The 17,384-nt window shown below is 37.3% G+C and carries 23 protein-coding genes and 1 riboswitch; of the genes, 20 read left to right on the top strand and 3 right to left on the bottom strand.

Annotated elements, in window-relative coordinates; all coding sequences use genetic code 11:
* Nucleotides 1–278 precede the first annotated feature (278 nt).
* A complete protein-coding gene (locus DCE79_RS05175) occupies nucleotides 279–557 on the top strand; it encodes a YuzB family protein (protein ID WP_108712047.1) in 279 nt (92 codons plus the stop codon).
* 43 nt (nucleotides 558–600) lie between these two features.
* Here the strand turns inward: DCE79_RS05175 and DCE79_RS05180 are convergent, their stop codons facing one another.
* Nucleotides 601–795: a hypothetical protein gene (locus DCE79_RS05180; protein WP_108712048.1), complete on the bottom strand. Its 195-nt coding sequence runs from the start codon at nucleotides 793–795 to the stop codon at nucleotides 601–603.
* A gap of 140 nt (nucleotides 796–935) precedes the next feature.
* On the opposite strand from DCE79_RS05180, the gene DCE79_RS05185 reads away from it, so the two are divergent.
* On the top strand, nucleotides 936–1,670 hold the full coding sequence (locus tag DCE79_RS05185; RefSeq protein WP_159083056.1) for an HAD-IIB family hydrolase: 735 nt from the start codon (nucleotides 936–938) through the stop codon (nucleotides 1,668–1,670).
* A 12-nt stretch (nucleotides 1,671–1,682) separates the two neighbouring features.
* The gene (locus DCE79_RS05190) at nucleotides 1,683–2,129 is read left to right on the top strand and encodes a GNAT family N-acetyltransferase (protein WP_108712050.1); all 447 of its coding nucleotides are present in this window, start codon (nucleotides 1,683–1,685) and stop codon (nucleotides 2,127–2,129) included.
* Between the two features lie 209 nt (nucleotides 2,130–2,338).
* On the opposite strand, the gene vrrA is transcribed toward DCE79_RS05190, so the two are convergent.
* A complete protein-coding gene (gene vrrA, locus DCE79_RS05195) occupies nucleotides 2,339–2,863 on the bottom strand; it encodes a VrrA/YqfQ family protein (RefSeq protein WP_108712051.1) in 525 nt (174 codons plus the stop codon).
* Between the two features lie 159 nt (nucleotides 2,864–3,022).
* Here vrrA and DCE79_RS05200 point away from each other — a divergent pair, with 159 nt between their 5' ends.
* The 5 genes from DCE79_RS05200 (at nucleotide 3,023) to DCE79_RS05220 (ending at nucleotide 8,101) form a co-directional block, all read left to right on the top strand.
* Nucleotides 3,023–4,333 (top strand): DEAD/DEAH box helicase, encoded by a 1,311-nt coding sequence (locus tag DCE79_RS05200; RefSeq protein ID WP_108712052.1) that lies wholly within the window; start codon nucleotides 3,023–3,025, stop codon nucleotides 4,331–4,333.
* A gap of 66 nt (nucleotides 4,334–4,399) precedes the next feature.
* On the top strand, nucleotides 4,400–5,287 hold the full coding sequence (locus tag DCE79_RS05205) for a deoxyribonuclease IV (protein WP_108712053.1): 888 nt from the start codon (nucleotides 4,400–4,402) through the stop codon (nucleotides 5,285–5,287).
* A gap of 121 nt (nucleotides 5,288–5,408) precedes the next feature.
* Nucleotides 5,409–6,830, top strand: a complete 1,422-nt coding sequence (dacB, locus tag DCE79_RS05210) for a D-alanyl-D-alanine carboxypeptidase/D-alanyl-D-alanine endopeptidase (protein WP_108712054.1) — start codon at nucleotides 5,409–5,411, stop codon at nucleotides 6,828–6,830.
* Nucleotides 6,831–6,992: 162 nt separating this feature from the next.
* Nucleotides 6,993–7,601 carry a pyroglutamyl-peptidase I gene (locus tag DCE79_RS05215; RefSeq protein WP_108712055.1) on the top strand — a complete coding sequence of 203 codons (609 nt, stop codon included), beginning with the start codon at nucleotides 6,993–6,995 and terminating at the stop codon, nucleotides 7,599–7,601.
* A gap of 170 nt (nucleotides 7,602–7,771) precedes the next feature.
* Nucleotides 7,772–8,101: a MerR family transcriptional regulator gene (locus tag DCE79_RS05220; RefSeq protein ID WP_108712056.1), complete on the top strand. Its 330-nt coding sequence runs from the start codon at nucleotides 7,772–7,774 to the stop codon at nucleotides 8,099–8,101.
* A 58-nt stretch (nucleotides 8,102–8,159) separates the two neighbouring features.
* Here the strand turns inward: DCE79_RS05220 and DCE79_RS05225 are convergent, their stop codons facing one another.
* Nucleotides 8,160–8,363, bottom strand: a complete 204-nt coding sequence (locus tag DCE79_RS05225) for a macro domain-containing protein (protein WP_234417337.1) — start codon at nucleotides 8,361–8,363, stop codon at nucleotides 8,160–8,162.
* A gap of 140 nt (nucleotides 8,364–8,503) precedes the next feature.
* On the opposite strand from DCE79_RS05225, the gene DCE79_RS05230 reads away from it, so the two are divergent.
* The 12 genes from DCE79_RS05230 (at nucleotide 8,504) to DCE79_RS05285 (ending at nucleotide 17,356) form a co-directional block, all read left to right on the top strand.
* Complete coding sequence (locus tag DCE79_RS05230; RefSeq protein ID WP_108712058.1) at nucleotides 8,504–9,250, top strand: metal ABC transporter ATP-binding protein; 747 nt, start codon at nucleotides 8,504–8,506, stop codon at nucleotides 9,248–9,250.
* A gap of 15 nt (nucleotides 9,251–9,265) precedes the next feature.
* Entirely contained in the window at nucleotides 9,266–10,132 is an 867-nt protein-coding gene (locus tag DCE79_RS05235; RefSeq protein WP_108712059.1) for a metal ABC transporter permease, read from the top strand.
* A complete protein-coding gene (locus DCE79_RS05240) occupies nucleotides 10,129–10,539 on the top strand; it encodes a Fur family transcriptional regulator (protein WP_108712060.1) in 411 nt (136 codons plus the stop codon). The genes DCE79_RS05235 and DCE79_RS05240 overlap by 4 nt, the downstream gene beginning before the upstream one ends.
* Before the next feature lie 86 nt (nucleotides 10,540–10,625).
* A riboswitch (cobalamin riboswitch) is annotated at nucleotides 10,626–10,807 on the top strand.
* A 163-nt stretch (nucleotides 10,808–10,970) separates the two neighbouring features.
* The gene (locus DCE79_RS05245) at nucleotides 10,971–11,516 is read left to right on the top strand and encodes a hypothetical protein (protein WP_108712061.1); all 546 of its coding nucleotides are present in this window, start codon (nucleotides 10,971–10,973) and stop codon (nucleotides 11,514–11,516) included.
* Nucleotides 11,516–12,469, top strand: coding sequence for an ABC transporter substrate-binding protein (locus DCE79_RS05250; protein ID WP_108712062.1), 954 nt, complete (start codon nucleotides 11,516–11,518; stop codon nucleotides 12,467–12,469). The genes DCE79_RS05245 and DCE79_RS05250 overlap by 1 nt, the downstream gene beginning before the upstream one ends.
* A gap of 68 nt (nucleotides 12,470–12,537) precedes the next feature.
* On the top strand, nucleotides 12,538–13,080 hold the full coding sequence (locus DCE79_RS05255; protein ID WP_108712063.1) for a bifunctional adenosylcobinamide kinase/adenosylcobinamide-phosphate guanylyltransferase: 543 nt from the start codon (nucleotides 12,538–12,540) through the stop codon (nucleotides 13,078–13,080).
* Nucleotides 13,081–13,083: 3 nt separating this feature from the next.
* Nucleotides 13,084–13,866, top strand: coding sequence for an adenosylcobinamide-GDP ribazoletransferase (gene cobS / locus DCE79_RS05260; protein WP_234417338.1), 783 nt, complete (start codon nucleotides 13,084–13,086; stop codon nucleotides 13,864–13,866).
* A complete protein-coding gene (locus DCE79_RS05265) occupies nucleotides 13,839–14,444 on the top strand; it encodes a histidine phosphatase family protein (protein WP_108712065.1) in 606 nt (201 codons plus the stop codon). Before cobS ends, DCE79_RS05265 begins: the two co-directional genes overlap by 28 nt.
* A complete protein-coding gene (locus tag DCE79_RS05270) occupies nucleotides 14,387–14,815 on the top strand; it encodes a bifunctional adenosylcobinamide kinase/adenosylcobinamide-phosphate guanylyltransferase (protein WP_108712066.1) in 429 nt (142 codons plus the stop codon). The genes DCE79_RS05265 and DCE79_RS05270 overlap by 58 nt, the downstream gene beginning before the upstream one ends.
* Nucleotides 14,802–15,293 (top strand): ECF transporter S component, encoded by a 492-nt coding sequence (locus DCE79_RS05275; RefSeq protein WP_108712067.1) that lies wholly within the window; start codon nucleotides 14,802–14,804, stop codon nucleotides 15,291–15,293. The genes DCE79_RS05270 and DCE79_RS05275 overlap by 14 nt, the downstream gene beginning before the upstream one ends.
* Nucleotides 15,290–15,961: a hypothetical protein gene (locus DCE79_RS05280; protein WP_108712068.1), complete on the top strand. Its 672-nt coding sequence runs from the start codon at nucleotides 15,290–15,292 to the stop codon at nucleotides 15,959–15,961. Before DCE79_RS05275 ends, DCE79_RS05280 begins: the two co-directional genes overlap by 4 nt.
* Nucleotides 15,962–16,285: 324 nt before the next feature.
* Nucleotides 16,286–17,356 (top strand): branched-chain amino acid aminotransferase, encoded by a 1,071-nt coding sequence (locus DCE79_RS05285; RefSeq protein ID WP_108712069.1) that lies wholly within the window; start codon nucleotides 16,286–16,288, stop codon nucleotides 17,354–17,356.
* Nucleotides 17,357–17,384 lie beyond the last annotated feature (28 nt).

Here is a 17,384-nt window from a genome sequence, read left to right on the forward strand (position 1 = left end):
CTGTTTTGTATGCTAAACTGATTTCACAATAATACTAGAGGAAATTAACAGATGATACATATCAACTAATAATCGATTACTTCAAAGCACCTCTGAAGGCGATTTGAGTGAAATGCGTAAATACAGAGTGAAGCTAAAAGAAAAGTAAAGAAGGAATAAGTCAAGAAATGTTCATCATTTAACCTGACATTCATTATTTACAGAGCGTATTCTCCTATTGCTACCTTTTCATTGTGTATAATAATGGCAATGAATAGCGGGAAATCGGGGGAAACTAAATGGCTTTTTCATTTTTTAAGCGCAATAAAGAAAAATCATTAAAAAACCAGGTGGAATTTTGCATGACCAATTTATCACTAGGTGCAGCCGATGCTTATGATGTGCTCGTTGAAAGAGAAGACGTTGAAATTACTGAATCTGGCTGTACATCAAACTGTGAAATTTGTGAATGTCACCTTTTTGCGATTGTAAATGGGGAACTTTTGAAGGCACAAGATGCGAATGAATTAGTGAAGATTATTCAAGAAGAATTAGAAATGAATTCGATAGCGTTTTAAGTGAAAAGACATGTCCCCTTATTGGATAGGACATGTTTTTTTATTAGTCTCGATATTCTTCAAAATTTTCAACATAAAGTGTCACATGTCCACAAACGGTACAAACAGCTGCCTTTAAATAGTTTTGTGTGTTTTTAAATAAACCTTTGCGCTTTTTTTGTACATAAACGCCATGTGTAGATTCTAATGTACAGCCCATTTCCATATGAGAATGACAATCTGGACAATTCCGAACCATATGTATCCCAACTTTCTAAATAATTTACTTGTACTTTTTTATACGAATTTACGACAATTTTGTTTCAAAATGTTGAAAAAAGAAGAGAAATTTCCCATTCACTCATTTTTTCAGCTATCATAAGAATGTGAGGTGAAATGATGATATTTGTATTCGATTTAGATGGAACGATTTGTTTTAGTGGCGCGCCTTTAGATAAAAAAATTGTTGGCGCATTACATACGATAATCGAGCAAGGACATGAAGTGATTTTCGCATCGGCTCGTCCGATTCGTGATATGCTTCCGGTCATTCCAACGTCGCTTCAAACATGCCGTATGATTGGCAGTAACGGGGCATTTACATATGTAGACGGATTTATCGAGGTGGAGTTTTTACATTCAAGTATTCAATCGCAAATTGTTGAGTTAGTGGAATCGCACGAATTAGCTTATTTAGCAGACAGTGATTGGAATTATGCTTATACGGGAAGTAAAAACCATCCAATGTATAGTGGCATTGATAGTGAGAAAAAGGCTGAAAAAGTGTCCATTCATGAATTAACAGGCTTTTCAAAAGTTTTGCTATTTGATCCACCAACGAGCGTGAAGAACTTTGTTAAAACGCTTCCAGTTACAACATTTGAATACACAGAAGAGAAAATTCTAGACATATGTTCGCCAAATCTAAATAAAATTAAAGGCTTGGAACGATTAGGTGTTACACATTATATTGCGTTTGGTAACGATGTCAATGACTTACTTATGTTCAAACAAGCGTCTCACAGTGTATGCGTTGGTATGCATTCCGTAGGCAACCATGCTACTGAGCGAATAGCACAGCATGATGTTCATGTCAAAATTGTGGAGCTCGGTCAAAAATGGCCAATTTCTTAAGGAGTTGTGCAAATGATTCGTCAAGTTTTCGATAATAAAAAGCAATTCCTTCCGCTATTATTATTAGCAGATGAGCAGGAAAGTATGATCGATCGTTATTTAGAACGTGGTGAGCTATTTGTATTAGAAGAGGCGAGTGAAGTGAGGGCAATTTGTGTCGTGACAAATGAAGGCGACGGATTGTTTGAAATAAAAAATCTTGCAACTATACCTAATCAACAACGTAAAGGCTATGGCAAACAGATTGTATCCTATGCTTGCAATTATTTTGCAAAATTAGGCCATACGATGCAAGTGGGGACGGGGGATAGCCCATTAACCATTCCATTTTATGAAGCTTGTGGTTTTATAAAGTCGCATTCAATCGAGAACTTTTTTACTGAAAACTACGATGAACCAATTTTTGAAGCAGGCAAGCAGTTAGTCCATATGATTATTTTAAGAAAAAAATTAAATTAAAAAGGGTATGTCCGGAAATTCTTTCTGGACATACCCTTTTCTTACGAGAATGGAAACCAGCACTATGTTGGTCATGAATGCGTTGTCACAAGGATGTGACGTTTTTTTGCATTCGATCTTTTTACTTTATGCGGATATTTAATACTAAAATGGTAAATTGTCGCAAAAGGTATACCCTTTGCGACATACCCCTTTTCATTTAGAAAATATTATTCAAACGGTGGTTGAAAAATCATTGGTACAGATGGACGATTTTTCAAAGGGGTTCTTTGTTGTTCCTGTTGTTCCTGTTGTTGTCGCTGTCTTCTACCTCGCCGTTCGACTGGTGCTACTGCAGTAGAAGAATCTAATACATCATCATCTGGGGAACCTTTAAAGCCTTTGTATAAACGCCATAAAGCTGGCAAATTTTTAAACATCGGTGCGGCTTGTTGAACGTAAGGTGTAAACTTTTGCGCATTGGTAAATAATGAATTTGCTCCTGCTAAAAAACTTTCGAGACGTGGTGCACCACCAACTGCTTGCGTTGGAAGTTGCGTTGGAAATTGCGTTGGAAGTTGTGATGGAAATTGTGATGGGAATTGAGATGGAATTTGTGGCGGAATTTGCGGTGGTATTGGCATCTGTGAAGTGAAGGGTGTTCTCATAAAATTCGGTGCAAACATCGGAAAACGGGGCGGTATCGGTATTTGATTCATCGTGTAGCTAGGTGGGCCAAAATTAAATGGACGCATAAGGAGCTCCTTTCTCAAAATCGCCATGATTTTCTACATTTCTTTTATTAATTCTTCTTAACTGTTTGACGAAGAAACTTTTTATAGTTATGATATGCAGATGGTCTCTTAAATGTACGAAACATGGTACAATAGGATAGATGTAAGGAGGTACGAACAATGTCAAAATATACTGATTATAATTTCAAGCCATTTTTGCAGGACGCCATTGCAAAGCTTGGATTTACAGAACCGACGCCGATTCAAAAAGAAATGATTCCACTCGTATTAAAAGGTAAGAGTGCAATCGGACAAGCACATACAGGTACAGGTAAAACACATAGTTTCTTATTACCAATTGTAGAGCGCATTGTAGAAGAAAAACAAGAAGTACAAGCAGTTATCACATCACCAACAAGAGAACTTGCGCAACAAATTTTTGATGCGCTAAACCAATTAACTGAAGGTACAAAAATCACTTCAAAATTATTTATTGGTGGTACAGATAAACAGCGTTCAATCGACCGTTTAAAAACACAACCACAAATCGTTGTTGGTACACCAGGACGTATTCGTGATTTAGTAAAAGAAAATGCGTTATTAGTACACACAGCGCCAATTTTAGTTGTCGATGAAGCAGACTTAGCATTTGACATGGGCTTCATTGAAGAAATTGATGGATTTGCTTCAGTTATGCCAGATAAACTTGAAATGTTTGTCTTCTCAGCGACAATTCCAGAAAAGTTAAAACCTTTCTTAAAAAAATACATGGATTCACCCGTTCATATTCATATGAACGACAAACGTCCAGTAGCAGAAGGCATTGATTTTGTATTAGTTCCAGTTCGTTCAAAATCGCGTAACACACGCTTACTTGAAGTGATGAAAGGAATTAACCCATTCTTAGCGGTTATTTTCTGTAACACACGTAAAAATGCCGAATCGGTTGCAAACTTTTTAGCAGAGCAAGGTATTCGCGCCGGTCAAATTCACGGGGACTTAAGCCCTCGTGATCGTAAAAAAGCGATGAAGCAAGTTCGCGATTTAGAATACCAATATATTGTAGCAACAGACTTAGCTGCACGTGGTATTGATATTCAAGGAATTTCTCACGTTATTAACTATGAACTTCCTGAAGATCTTGAATTCTTCATTCACCGTGTTGGTCGTACAGCACGTGCAGGTTCAAAAGGTACTGCAATCACGTTATTCCAACCAGAAGATGAAGATGCAGTAGTCCGTATTGAAAAAATGGGTATTCCATTTGTTCAAAAGGACATTAAAAATGGAGAATGGTCTGAATTAAAGGATCGTCACCAACGTGCAAGCCGTAAAAGTGAGCGCAAAGAAGATGAAATAGATAAAAAAGCCAAAGCCCTAGTACGTAAGCCGAAGAAAGTAAAACCCGGCTACAAGCGTAATATGAAGTGGGAAATGGATAAAGTTAAAAAACGCGAACGTCGTATTAAAGCGCGTCGTAATAACGATTAAGCAAATTGGGCTGCCTAGAATTCATTTCTTCGCAGCCCGTTTGTATATTTGCGGAGGGAAAAATTAATGTTATTAGGTTCACATGTTTCAATGAGTGGGAAAAATATGTTGTTAGGTGCAAGTGAAGAAGCTCTTAGCTATGGTGCAAACACGTTCATGATCTACACAGGCGCACCTCAAAATACACGCCGTAAACCAATTGAAGAACTAAATATCGCAAAAGGGTTATTTCATATGCAAGAAAACGGAATGAGTAATATCGTTGTGCATGCTCCTTATATTATTAACTTAGGCAACACAACAAAGCCGGAAACATTTGAACTTGGCGTTAACTTTTTGCAAGAAGAGATTAAACGAACTGCTGCTTTAGAAGCAACACAAATTGTATTACATCCAGGAGCTCATGTTGGTGCTGGTGTTGATGCCGGGATTACGAGAATTATCGAAGGCTTAAATGAAGTGCTTTCACAAAATTATCCTGTACAAATTGCTTTAGAAACGATGGCAGGTAAAGGGACAGAAATTGGCCGCAACTTTGAGGAACTCGCACGTATTATTGATGGTGTGACAAATAACGACCGCTTATCAATTTGTTTCGATACATGTCATACTCATGATGCAGGTTATGATGTTGTGAATGATTTTGATAGCGTTTTAAATGAATTTGACAAAATTATCGGCATTGATCGTTTAAAAGTACTACACATTAACGATTCAAAAAATAGTTGTGGCGCTGGTAAAGATCGTCATGAAAATATTGGCTTTGGTCATATTGGTTTTGATGCGTTGAAAACAGTTGTACATCATCCGCAATTAATGCATATCCCAAAAATTTTAGAGACACCGTATGTTGGAAAAGATGCGAAAACGAAACAAGCGCCTTATAAACATGAAATTGAGATGTTACGTGCAGGGGTATTTAGTCCTGAATTAATCGAAGAAATGCGCGGATAAGTAAGGTTACTACACATTTTGTATGATTTTGATACAAAGTGTGTTTTTTTTATGTAATTTACATATTTTTTTGATAACCTTAATTTATGGTAAATTCGGAAAATGAAAGGGTGGTCAAAATATGAAAAAAATTATCCAATTATTAATGCTTGTTTCGCTAATCTTCATATTACCAATCCAAAGCCAGGCAGCAACGATGAAGACAGTTGTTGCTAATAACTTAGGATTAAATAATTCATCGGTGGCAATCCGTGATGCAAAAACTGGAGAACTTGTCTATTCGTACAATGGGAATATAGCAATGCCTCCAGCATCTAATTTAAAACTAGTGACAGGTGCAGCTGCATTAGAAAGGTTAGGTCAGAATTATCGTTTCAAAACAAAATTGTATATCGATGGGAAAATAAAAAAACACGTATTACACGGTAATGTATACATAGAAGGCAGTGGGGACCCCACATTAAATAATTTGGATTTTCAAGAATTAGCAAGTGCGCTGAAAAAAATGGGCATAAATTCGGTCACAGGGCACTTAATAGGAGATGATACGGCATTTTCAGGGAGTACATTATCTCCTGGCGTAGAAAAACAAGAGGAATCGTACTATTATGCTGCAAGAACCTCTGCTATTACCATGTCACCAAACAGTGATTATGACGCAAGTACGGTCATTGTTACGGCTACACCAAGTAAAGTGGGCGCAAAACCAACTTATTCAATTACGCCTAATTTAAGTGGCATGGTGATTACCAACCAAGCGAAAACAGTGAAAAAGGGTCAAAAAAATACAATCGTTATTAAACGTAATTATAATTCAAATACGATTGTTATCTCAGGTAATTTACCTGTAGGAAGTTCTAGCAAAGAATGGGTAACCGTTCAAGATCCAACAATGAATACATTACAAGCTATTAAAAATTGCATGCAAAATATGGGGATAAAATTTTCAACTTCATCTAAAGTATTACGACAATCCCTAAAAGACGATGCACAACTAATTTTTACAAATGAATCGAAAACATTAGCGCAAATGTTCCCAGTATTTTTGAAATTAAGTAATAACAGTATGGGGGATATATTTGTGAAAACGTTGGGGAAACATGTATACGGTGAAGGTAATTTAGAGACAGGTGCACAAGTGTTAATGGATTATGGACACGCTAAAGACATTTCAATGTCAAATTGGCGGTTTGTTGATGGTTCCGGCTTATCAGCTCAAAACCGCGTAACTGCAATCGGCTTAACGCAATTGCTATATGAAGTGCAAAGTGAGCCTTACTATCATACGTTTTATCAAGCACTTCCTGTAGCTGGAGATAAAGACCGACTAATCGGAGGAACGCTCAAATCACGCTTTAATGCAGCCAATTTACAAGGGCGAATTGTTGCGAAGACAGGTTATATAGCAAATGTGAATACATTAACAGGCTATATGAAAGGCAATAGCGGGAAACAATACATTTTTTCTATTTTAATTCAAAACCAAGCACATGGTATTTCCCATATTGATAATACTGTAGCAGGCTTAATGAAACAATTATAGGTAATGCAGGGGCTATTCTTTTACAGATAGCCTCTTTTTTACGAAGAGCTTTATATGTGCCGTCATTTTAAAAAAGTAATGAATCCGTTAGAATAGCAAGTAATAGATGCGTAAGGATTTCTTTCAATAAAAATCATAGAACAGCGATAGGAGCAACAAAACATGAAAAAATTACTTCTTACAGGCTTCGAACCATTTTTATCAAATCCGATTAATCCGACAATGGATATTGTTACGGAATTGCACGCAAAAACAATAGGCGATTATGAAATTATTGGACATGTTTTAAGTGTTGATTTTACAGAAGGTCCAAAGCAATTTTTAAAACATTTAGAGGAAATTAAGCCTGATCTTGTCGTTTCACTTGGCTTGGCTGCAGGTAATACGAAAATTACACCAGAACGTGTAGCAATTAATATAAAAGACGGTGAGAAGGATAATAATGGAGTAGCGTATGAAGATGCTCCAATTGTAAAAGATGGTAACGCAGCTTACTTTTCTACATTACCAACTCGTGCAATCGTCAATCGTTTGAACGAAGCAGGTTACCCAGCTGCCATTTCAAACTCAGCAGGTACCTATTTGTGTAATAATATTATGTACGAAGGCCTTCACTATGCATGTATGCAAGAAAATGTCCGGTCAGGCTTTATCCACATTCCAGCATCATTTGAATTAGCCATCACACATGGTAAGATTCCAGGTTGGTCAAAACGAGATTTACTAACTGCCATTGAGATTTGTCTAGCAGAGTGTATAAAAAATGACTAAAATTTGTCCGAGAATACGAAAGGAAATCGTGCTTAAAGTATTGATTTAGTGCTATATCTCGAATTTCGATGAAAACAATCGAAAAAAGCTATGTATTAAAACTCGCTAAATTATTGTTCTATAATGTAAATCCGTTGTAATTTATTAGTAGGAAGGCGGGGAGAACTTATATGAATAAAGATTATCGAAAAGCAATGCCCATTTTACCAATTCGCACTGTCATGCAAATTACGAATTTAACAGCAAGACAAATTCGCTACTACGAAGAACATGCATTAGTGGAACCAATTCGTTCAGAAGGCAATCGCCGTATGTTTTCACTCTATAATGTGGATGAATTATTAGAAATCCAAGATCTATTAGAGCAAGGTATTAATATTGCAGGAATTAAAAAATTATTTGAACTGAAACGTGAAAATGAAAGTCGTACATATCGAGGCAAACCGTTACGAAATGAGCAATTACGAGCAATCGTACAAGAGGAAATGCTTTTAATATAGTAATAACAAAGCTTGGTGTCGAGTTGAAATTGGCACCAAGCTTTAATTTTTGGAAACCTTATATTCCTGATATTTTTTTGAGCTGCTGAAATCGATTCTCCCCAAGAATGCTTTGGATTTTTTGTAATACATCTTTTGGTACGCCGTAAATTCCCCAACTAATGGAGGCACCTTTTAATGCTTTCCGTAGTTTTTTTACCTCTTCTAACGTAAGTGCCAGGCCCTGTTTTTTGGCGAAGCGTTGAATTTGTTCATCGTTCATACGCTGTAAATTTTCGAACCATTCTAACATTTTCAGTTTCATCATCCTTTCAAGTTTATTCCCTTTACATATCTAAGAAACTCCACTATACTAAAAAGTTGTAAATCGTAATGATTTTGAATTAGAAAGAAGCGAATGATATGAAAAAACCATTAATCGAACTGAAAAACGTATCGTTTCAATATGAATATACACAAGTTTTGAGAAATATTTCGTTACGTGTTGAAGAAGGCGATTTCTTAGCACTACTTGGTCAAAACGGATCAGGAAAATCAACCTTATTAAAATTAGTTTTAGGATTATTAAAGCCAATGTCAGGTGAAATCCAGTTATTCGGACAAAATGCCAATCAATTTAAAAATCGAGAATGGATTGGGTATGTTTCACAAAAGTCGAACGCATTTAACTCTGGCTTTCCTGCAACGGTAGAAGAAGTTGTAAAAAGTGGTCTAACGAAAAAAGCAGGCTTACTGAAACGCTTGCCAAAAGATGCCGAAGCACTCGTACATCATGCATTAGCGGATGTTGGTATGGAAGAATTTGCGAAGCGCAATATTGGCCAATTATCTGGTGGTCAGCAACAACGTGTGTTTATTGCACGCGCGCTAGTCGCACAACCGAAGCTTCTCATTTTAGATGAACCGACTGTTGGAGTCGACCATGAAAACGTGCAAGCATTTTATGATATGCTCGCTCATTTAAATACGCAACATAATATGACGTTAATTTTAGTTACACATGATGTCGATATTGTTTCGAATCGTGTGAGCCATGTTGCTTGTTTAAATCAAACGATACATTTCCATGGCTATAAGAATGATTTTGATACTATTTCGGAAGAACAACGAGAATCGTGGTACGGTCACTCGGTTCGAAAGATTCATTAAGAGGAGAAGGCATAGATGATAGAAGCATTATTTAATTACGAATTTTTACAAAACGCCTTTTTCTCAGGGCTTGTTATTGGGGTTATTGCACCTTTACTTGGGGTATTTATCGTCGTACGTCGTCTGTCTTTAATTGCAGACGCATTATCTCATGTAACGCTTGCTGGGCTTGCAGGGAGTTTATACTTAAGCCAGTCGTTCACAGCGCTTGCCTTATTAAATCCTATTTACTTAGGGATTGTCGCATCAGTGAGTGGCTCGATTTTAATTGAACGTCTGCGTAGCCTGTACAAGCATTATGAAGAATTAGCGATTCCTATAATTATGTCTGGTGGTATTGGAATTAGTGCCATCTTAATTTCACTAGCTAGTGGCTTTAATACCGACTTAATGAGTTATTTATTTGGTTCAGTATCGGCTGTATCGAGGCAGGATTTATATGTTGTACTAGCAATTGCTGTTGTCGTTGTCATTTTCCTAATGATTTTCTTTAAGGAATTATTCGTCTTATCATTTGATGAAGAGTATGCCAAAGCGAGTGGTTTACCAGCAAAATCTATTCACTTATTATTCATGGTCGTTGTTGCCCTAGTAATTGCAGCAAGTATGCGCATCGTCGGAATTTTACTTGTATCCAGTTTAATGACATTACCAGTTGCGGCTGCGATGCGTTTAGCGCGCGGCTTTAAACAAGCGATTATTTACTCGATTGTTTTTGGGGAATTAGCGGTAATTATCGGATTGATTTCAGCGTTTTATTTAAATTTAGCACCTGGTGGAACAATTGTTGTTACATCGATTGTTATTTTATTATTGGTCATTTTATTTAAGAAATTGGCATTAAAGCTAACGACTAAAACGGAAGGGGAAGAAGTGCGATGAACGTATCACGTGCGTGGAAAATATTAAAAGACAAAGGCTACAAAAAAACAGATAAACGAGAGTTGATTTTGGGTATGTTTGCTGCCACGGAAAAATATTTAACTGCTCGTGATTTGTTAGATGTACTAAAAAAAGACTTTCCAGGCATGAGTTTTGACACGATTTATCGAAACTTAGCCACGTTTGTAGAATTAGATATTTTAGAAGAAACAGAGTTAAATGGTGAGCGTAATTTCCGTATGCATTGTGAATCGGATCATCACCATCATCATTTTATTTGTCGCGATTGCGGCGATGTCAAGGAATTATCCATTTGCCCAATGGAAATGCTTGGTGAAAAATTGCCTGGCTATGAAGTGGAAGCACATAAGTTTGAGATTTATGGAAAATGTCCAAAATGTCTTTGATTTTTGCTAGTTATGTTAAGAAATTATCTATAACGATAAACTATTTGCATAATTTTGAAGTTATGTTAAAGTGAATTACAAATTGAATAAGTTTGCAGGGAAAAGATGCATAATGCATAAATGGGAATTCGGTGTAAATCCGAAGCTATGTCCGTAACTGTAAGCGCTGATGAATTTGAGTGATTAGACCACTGCTTTTAGCGGGAAGGTACTCAATAGTAAAGGGAAGCGCGAAGCCAGGAGACCAATCTTTTTCTTATCGTAACACACCTCTTCGGAATTAAAGAGAATGTACGGCAATTATGAAGCGTCACGAACGGTACTATTTTTGTATACCTTTTATTGATATTTTATGAGCCATCCATTTTCTTGGATGGCTTTTTTTTATGGCCATCTCAAGTTTTTAAGAGGATTTAGAAAGGGGGGATTTTATGAAGAAAGATATTCGTTATTCATGCTATCCATTTATGCGTGAAAAAAGTTCATTAGTTGATTATGAAATACGTACAGATTCATTAACATCCAGAATCGGCGCTGTATTACCTGCAATACTTGATGATGAGCTAGCAACTGTTGTATTAGAAGATTTACGCGTTATTCATCCGCTTGCGTATCATGTGAATGGCTCAGTACGCGGAAAATTGGCCATTACCGAGGAAAATCTAAATTGGTTAAGCGCGCGTTATGATTTTTATGTTAAACAGGTGGAACAGACAATTCAACAATTTTTGTTACCTCAAGGGGTAGAAAGTGCTGCAAGGCTTCATATATGTCGAAGTGAAGCGAAAAAATCATACCGTGCTTTACATAAAGTAAGTGAAGAGCGAGATGTACCAGAAATCCTATTTGACTTTTTAGGGTTACTAGCGAATGTCTTGTTCGTAATGGCAGTTTACATGAACAAGCAACATGCACATGAAGAAATTCCATTCATCAGCAAATCTTATCCGATGAAAAAGAAAAAAGGGGAATCATAATGAAATTCAAAATGAAATGGGCCACACCACTTGCAGTAGCACTACTATTAGCGGCATGTGGTAATGACGAGAGCACGACAAGTGAAGCATCAAAAGAACAAGAAACAGTTCAAGAAGCAGCCGCTGAAGGTCCTTATACAGTAGTCGATGACCGCGGTGTGGAAGTAACATTTGATGAAGTACCAGAAACAATTGTTTCGTTACAACCAAGTAACACGGAAATTTTATTTGAGCTTGGCGTGGGTGAGAAAATCGTCGGTGCAACAGACTATGACACATACCCTGAAGCAGCACAAAAAATTGAGCGCGTATCGGATTCAATGGCGATCAACGCAGAACGTATTGTTGAGTTAAACCCGGATGTCATTGTTGCCTATACAATTGGTGATGAAGCGCAAATTGCACAATTAGAAGATGCAGGCTTAAACGTATTTGTCATTGCTTCGGCAACGTCATTTGACGATGTGTACACGGACATTATTCAATTATCAGAAGTAATGGGCGTTGAAGAAAAAGGCGAAGAAGTCGTAGCGACCATTCAAACACAAATTAAAGAAGTACAAGATAAAACGGCCAAGTTAGAAACAAAGAAAAAAGTTTACTATGAGATTTCTCCAGCCCCAGATCTTTGGACTACTGGTAGCGGCACATTCCAGCAGGAAATCATGGACGTGGCAGGTATTGAAAATGTATTTGCTGACCAAGCAAGCTGGATAAGCGTGACAGAAGAAGATGTCATTACACGTAATCCAGAAGTAATCTTAACCACTTCTAACTATTTAGAAGATGCAACGGCTGAAATTTTAGGACGTGCAGGTTGGGATCAAATAAGGGCCGTACAAACTAAACAAGTTTATTTAGTCGATGGCGATGTAATGTCTCGTCCAGCGCCACGTATTGGTGAGGCTGTTCAAATTATGGCAGAAACGGTTTACCCAGAATTATTCAAATAGGATTACAATAAAAGAACAAGCTCGCCAATTGAGCTTGTTTTTTTATTATTTAAAGGTGGTGAGCGAAAATGATTTTTATAACAGGTGGCGTCAGAAGTGGTAAAAGTGCATTTGCTGAACAAACTGCAGCACAGTTTGGCGTTGAAAAGCGATATACCTATATTGCGACAGGTGTTGCTTTCGATGAAGAAATGACACATCGCATTGCCCGTCATCAGCAGGATCGTCAGACACAAATTTTATCTTGGCAAACAATTGAGATGCAGTGTGAATTTCCTAATACATTAAACATGTTAACGGAGCAGGATGTTGTTCTTTTTGAATGTGTTACAACTTGGCTTTCAAATGTTCTTTTTCATGCAGAAAGTATTCAAGAGCCCCAATGTTTTATTACGGAGCAAATCAAGGCATTTCAAAAACAACTACGCTTTTTGATCGAACAAGGTGTTAAAATAATTATTGTTTCCAATGAAGTGTTAGATGAGCCAGCTTCAGCTTATGAAGAAGTGAATTTGTACCGCAAAACATTAGGGGAACTTCATCAGTGGCTAGTAAAGCACAGTACAGAAGCGTATGAAGTACAATTTCAGCTTGTACAGCGTTGGAAGTAGGGAGTGAGCAAGTTGAAAAATAGTGGAATAGGCTTTTTACTCGCATGGCAGTTTTTTTCAGCCATCCCTGTGAAAAAGCAATTAGATATGAATAAGAAGTCGGTCACTTGGATGTATGCGTTTTTGCCGATTATTGGGCTATTAATGGGTGCACTATTAAGTGGTGGTGCTTATTTGTTATGGAGCTATAGTGAGATTTCGAATGGGTTAATAGCCATTTTACTCGTTGTAGGCATGATTTTTCTGACAGGTGGGCTACATTTAGACGGTTGGATTGATATGAGTGATGCCTTTTTTTCTTATGGAAAAAAAGAAAAGCGATTAGAAATTTTAGATGATCCACGAACGGGTGCATTTGGCGTAATTAGTATCGCTTGCTTGTTATTATTGAAAGTTGGATTTGTTTACGAAGCCTTTGCAAAGGGTCAATTTGAAAGCATACCATTTATCGTCTTCATTCCTTTTCTCGCACGCGTAGGAATGCTTATCTACTTTTTAACAATGCCTACATCGAAACAAAAAGGCTTGGCAGCTTATTTTAAAGGGGTAGTCTTACCGAAACAATTAAGCACGATTTTATGCTTCTTAGGAATCGTCGCATTTGCTGTGTGGATTTATTTTGAACTCTTCCATTTCTTTATCTTTGTGCTGATCATGTTATGTGCGGTATTCATGTATCGTAAATGGTCGATGAAGCATTTTGGTGGAATGAGTGGTGATCTTCTTGGTGCATTAGGAGAAGGTATGGAGGTGCTCTTATGGTTAGCGGTGTTATTCTTCATTTAATTCGTCATGAAAAAACTCAGGCAAATAATGAGCGAAAATATATTGGTTGGACAGATGAACCAATCGTCAAGAAAGTTCTAGGTGATTTACCGATTTCAGCACAAATAGTCTATGGAAGTGATTTGCTTCGCTGTAAACAAACGGCAGCTTGCTATTTCCCAAAGGCTACGTATGTTCCGCAAAGGGACTTGCGTGAGTTGAATTTTGGTGAATTTGAAATGTGTACATATGAGCAGTTAAAAGAAAGTCCAATATACCGCGCATGGATTGCTGAGCCCATGCAAGTCGTTCCCCCAAGAGGCGAAGCATTTACCGAATTTAAACAGCGTGTGTTACAAGCAGTTCAGGTAATTGTTCAAAAAAATGAAACCTATACATTCGTTATTCATGGTGGGGTAATTCGTATTCTCTTAGCGTATTATGGATGCGAGCGAAATACATTTCAGCAAGTCATCGCCAATCACCGCACAATTTACACATTAAAATGGGATGCGATTGAACAATTTCTAGGAGGTGCCAAATGTACGTCATTCTCGGAGGAGCCTATAACGGTAAACGAAATTATGTCGAGCAATTAATGACAACAATGGTGTTAAAAGAGGTAATTGATTGTGAAGGCAAGCTACCAGATGTAGCAGAAGCCACTGCGAGCATACGATTTATCATGAGTGAATTTGAAACGCTTATAAAACCCTATCTTCATTTACCAGAAGAAGAAATTGCGAAGCTAATTGTTGAACAAATCTTACGTTTGAGTGAGATTTCTGAAGTGGTATGCATTTGCACAGATATAAGTCGTGGAATCGTACCGCTTGAAAAGGAAGCGAGACTTATTCGCGATACATGTGGACGTATTTATCAAAAATTATGTCACGAAGCACATACAGTCATTCGCGTTTGGTACGGGATTCCTCAATTTTTAAAAGGAGAACATCATGGAGAGAACTAAATTACGCTTATTAATTTTAACTGCGCTTGTTGCCACAATTTGTGTCGTTGGTAGTTTTATTAAAGTACCTGGTTTTATAACAACAGCCGCGCTCGATTCGGCACCAGCATTTATCGCCGCAGTATTTTTACCACCGTTATTTGCTGGTGCTGCAGGGGCGTTAGGACATATTGCAACAGGCTTAACATCTGGATTTCCACTTGGCGTGTTTCATGGATTAATCGCAGTTGAAATGTTTTTTATCGTTTATATTTTTACGGTTTTACATCGTAACGGAAATCATATGACAAAATGGATCTTCGTAATTTTTGCAAATGGCATACTAGCACCGATTCCATTTTACTTTTTAATTTCACCAGCATTTTATATTGGTTCGATTGCATCGCTAACAATTACGGCGGTTATTAATGTCATCATCGCGATACTTGTCATGCCGATTTTAAAAACAGTCGTTAAACGTGTAGGGGTGCTGTCATGAGAAATGCTATAAAAGTGCAGGATTTAATCGTTACAATCGATAATTCGGGTTGTATTGGCGATAAGAAACAGGATCTTGTTCAAGTACCAAATGAAATTACTGCGTATTTTACAGCGCGGACTGCTATTTTAGAGCAGTGGTGTGCTGGGGCAATGCCGGTGCAGCTATTAATGGCAAACTTTTCAGGTGATGTTGTTTGGGGGCAATATGTAGCGGGGATTCAGCGTGTATTTGATGAGATAGGTATCGCAATGCCACCTTTAACGGGTTCAAGTGAATCTAATTTTGACGCACTACAATCTGCCATTTCCTTAACGATGATCGGTAAAAAAGTTTTTTCAAGTACAAAAGAAAATTGCCTGTTTTTTGTTGTTGGACAGCCATTAGTTGGAAATGAAGTCATCAAAAATCCAGAAAAAGTTGCACAATTAAAAGAGCTTTACGAAGGGCTTAAGGATGGATGGATTTCAGCAATTTGGCCGACTGGCTCGAAAGGTATCGGCAATGAAATTCAGCGTTTTGTTGGAGAAGGTTATACAAGTGCAATCAATTTAACGACAACAGCTGGTCCATCATGCGCAGTGCTTGTCGCTGTTGACGAGCAAAATGTTCAGGAGTTTTCTGAAAGAATATCAGCGCCTATTGTAAAAATAACTAAAAATAAGTGACAGTACTGAATGAGTGGAGGAGTGAAAAGTTGAGAAAGGGATTATTTTATTGCATCTATTTTTTCACTACACTTGTTGTTACCTATATTGCTCAATGGTTATTTTACTTCTTTATAGTGGGATTAAGATTTACTTAGTTATCTTAACTTAATCGCATTTGATTTCTCAAATTTAGGGTTTTATATAACGAAAATTTTGATGCCTTAATTGAGTGGAAAGAGAAGAATTAAAATTTTGATCAAAATGATGAAAAATTATAAACTTTCTGAAAATAAGTGGTATGATAGTGTGTATTAATTCTAAATTATTTAAAGGAGTTTTATGATGACTACATATCAAATTACAACAGAGCTTGCCACAACAAAGAAAGAAAAAACACCTGCTGATCAACTTGGGTTTGGTAAAGTGTTTACAGACCATATGTTTGTGATGGATTATGAAGAAGGCAAGGGTTGGCATAATGCAACGATTGCTCCTTACCAAGAAATTTCACTTAGCCCAGCGTCAATGGTATTTCACTACGGACAAGCAGTATTTGAAGGGTTAAAAGCATATGTTTCAGAAGGGGGAGAGGTTATTTTATTCCGCCCAGACCGTAACTTTAGCCGTTTAAATGCATCGAATGCACGTCTATGTATTCCAGCTATTGATGAGGAATTTGCGCTTGAAGCATTAAAACAACTAATTCAAGTGGATCGTGAGTGGATCCCAACAGCGCCGAATACATCTTTATACATTCGACCATTCATTATTGCAACAGAGTCTTATTTAGGGGTTAATCCATCGAAACAATATAAATTCATTATTATTATGTCACCAGTAGGTTCTTATTATAAAGAGGGCATCAATCCAGTAAAAATCTTAGTTGAACAGCATTATGTTCGCGCGGTTATTGGTGGTACTGGTGAAGCGAAAACAGCAGGGAACTATGCATCAAGCTTAAAGGGTTCTGAAATTGCTGCAAAACAAGGGTATTCCCAAACTTTATGGTTAGACGGAAGAGAAAATAAATACGTTGAAGAAGTAGGGAGCATGAACATCTTCTTCAAAATTGAAGGCAAAGTGATTACGCCAGCATTAAACGGTAGTATTTTACCTGGGATTACGCGCGATTCGATGATTCAAGTATTAAAATCGAAAAATATTCCAATTGAAGAGCGTGCCATTGAATTCGCAGAAATCGTAGAAGCGGCGAAAAATGGAACATTAGAAGAAGCGTTTGGTACAGGAACGGCGGCAGTCATTTCACCAGTAGGCGAGTTAAAATGGTTAGACGAAATCATTTCAGTGAATAACGGAGAAATAGGCGAAGTAACGCAAATGCTTTATGATACATTAACAGGTATCCAATACGGTAAAATACAAGATCCATTTGGTTGGACGATTAAGTTATAAAATGATTAAAAGGCGGGGGGCTATCCGG

Source organism: Lysinibacillus sp. 2017, from assembly GCF_003073375.1.
Taxonomy (GTDB): domain Bacteria; phylum Bacillota; class Bacilli; order Bacillales_A; family Planococcaceae; genus Solibacillus.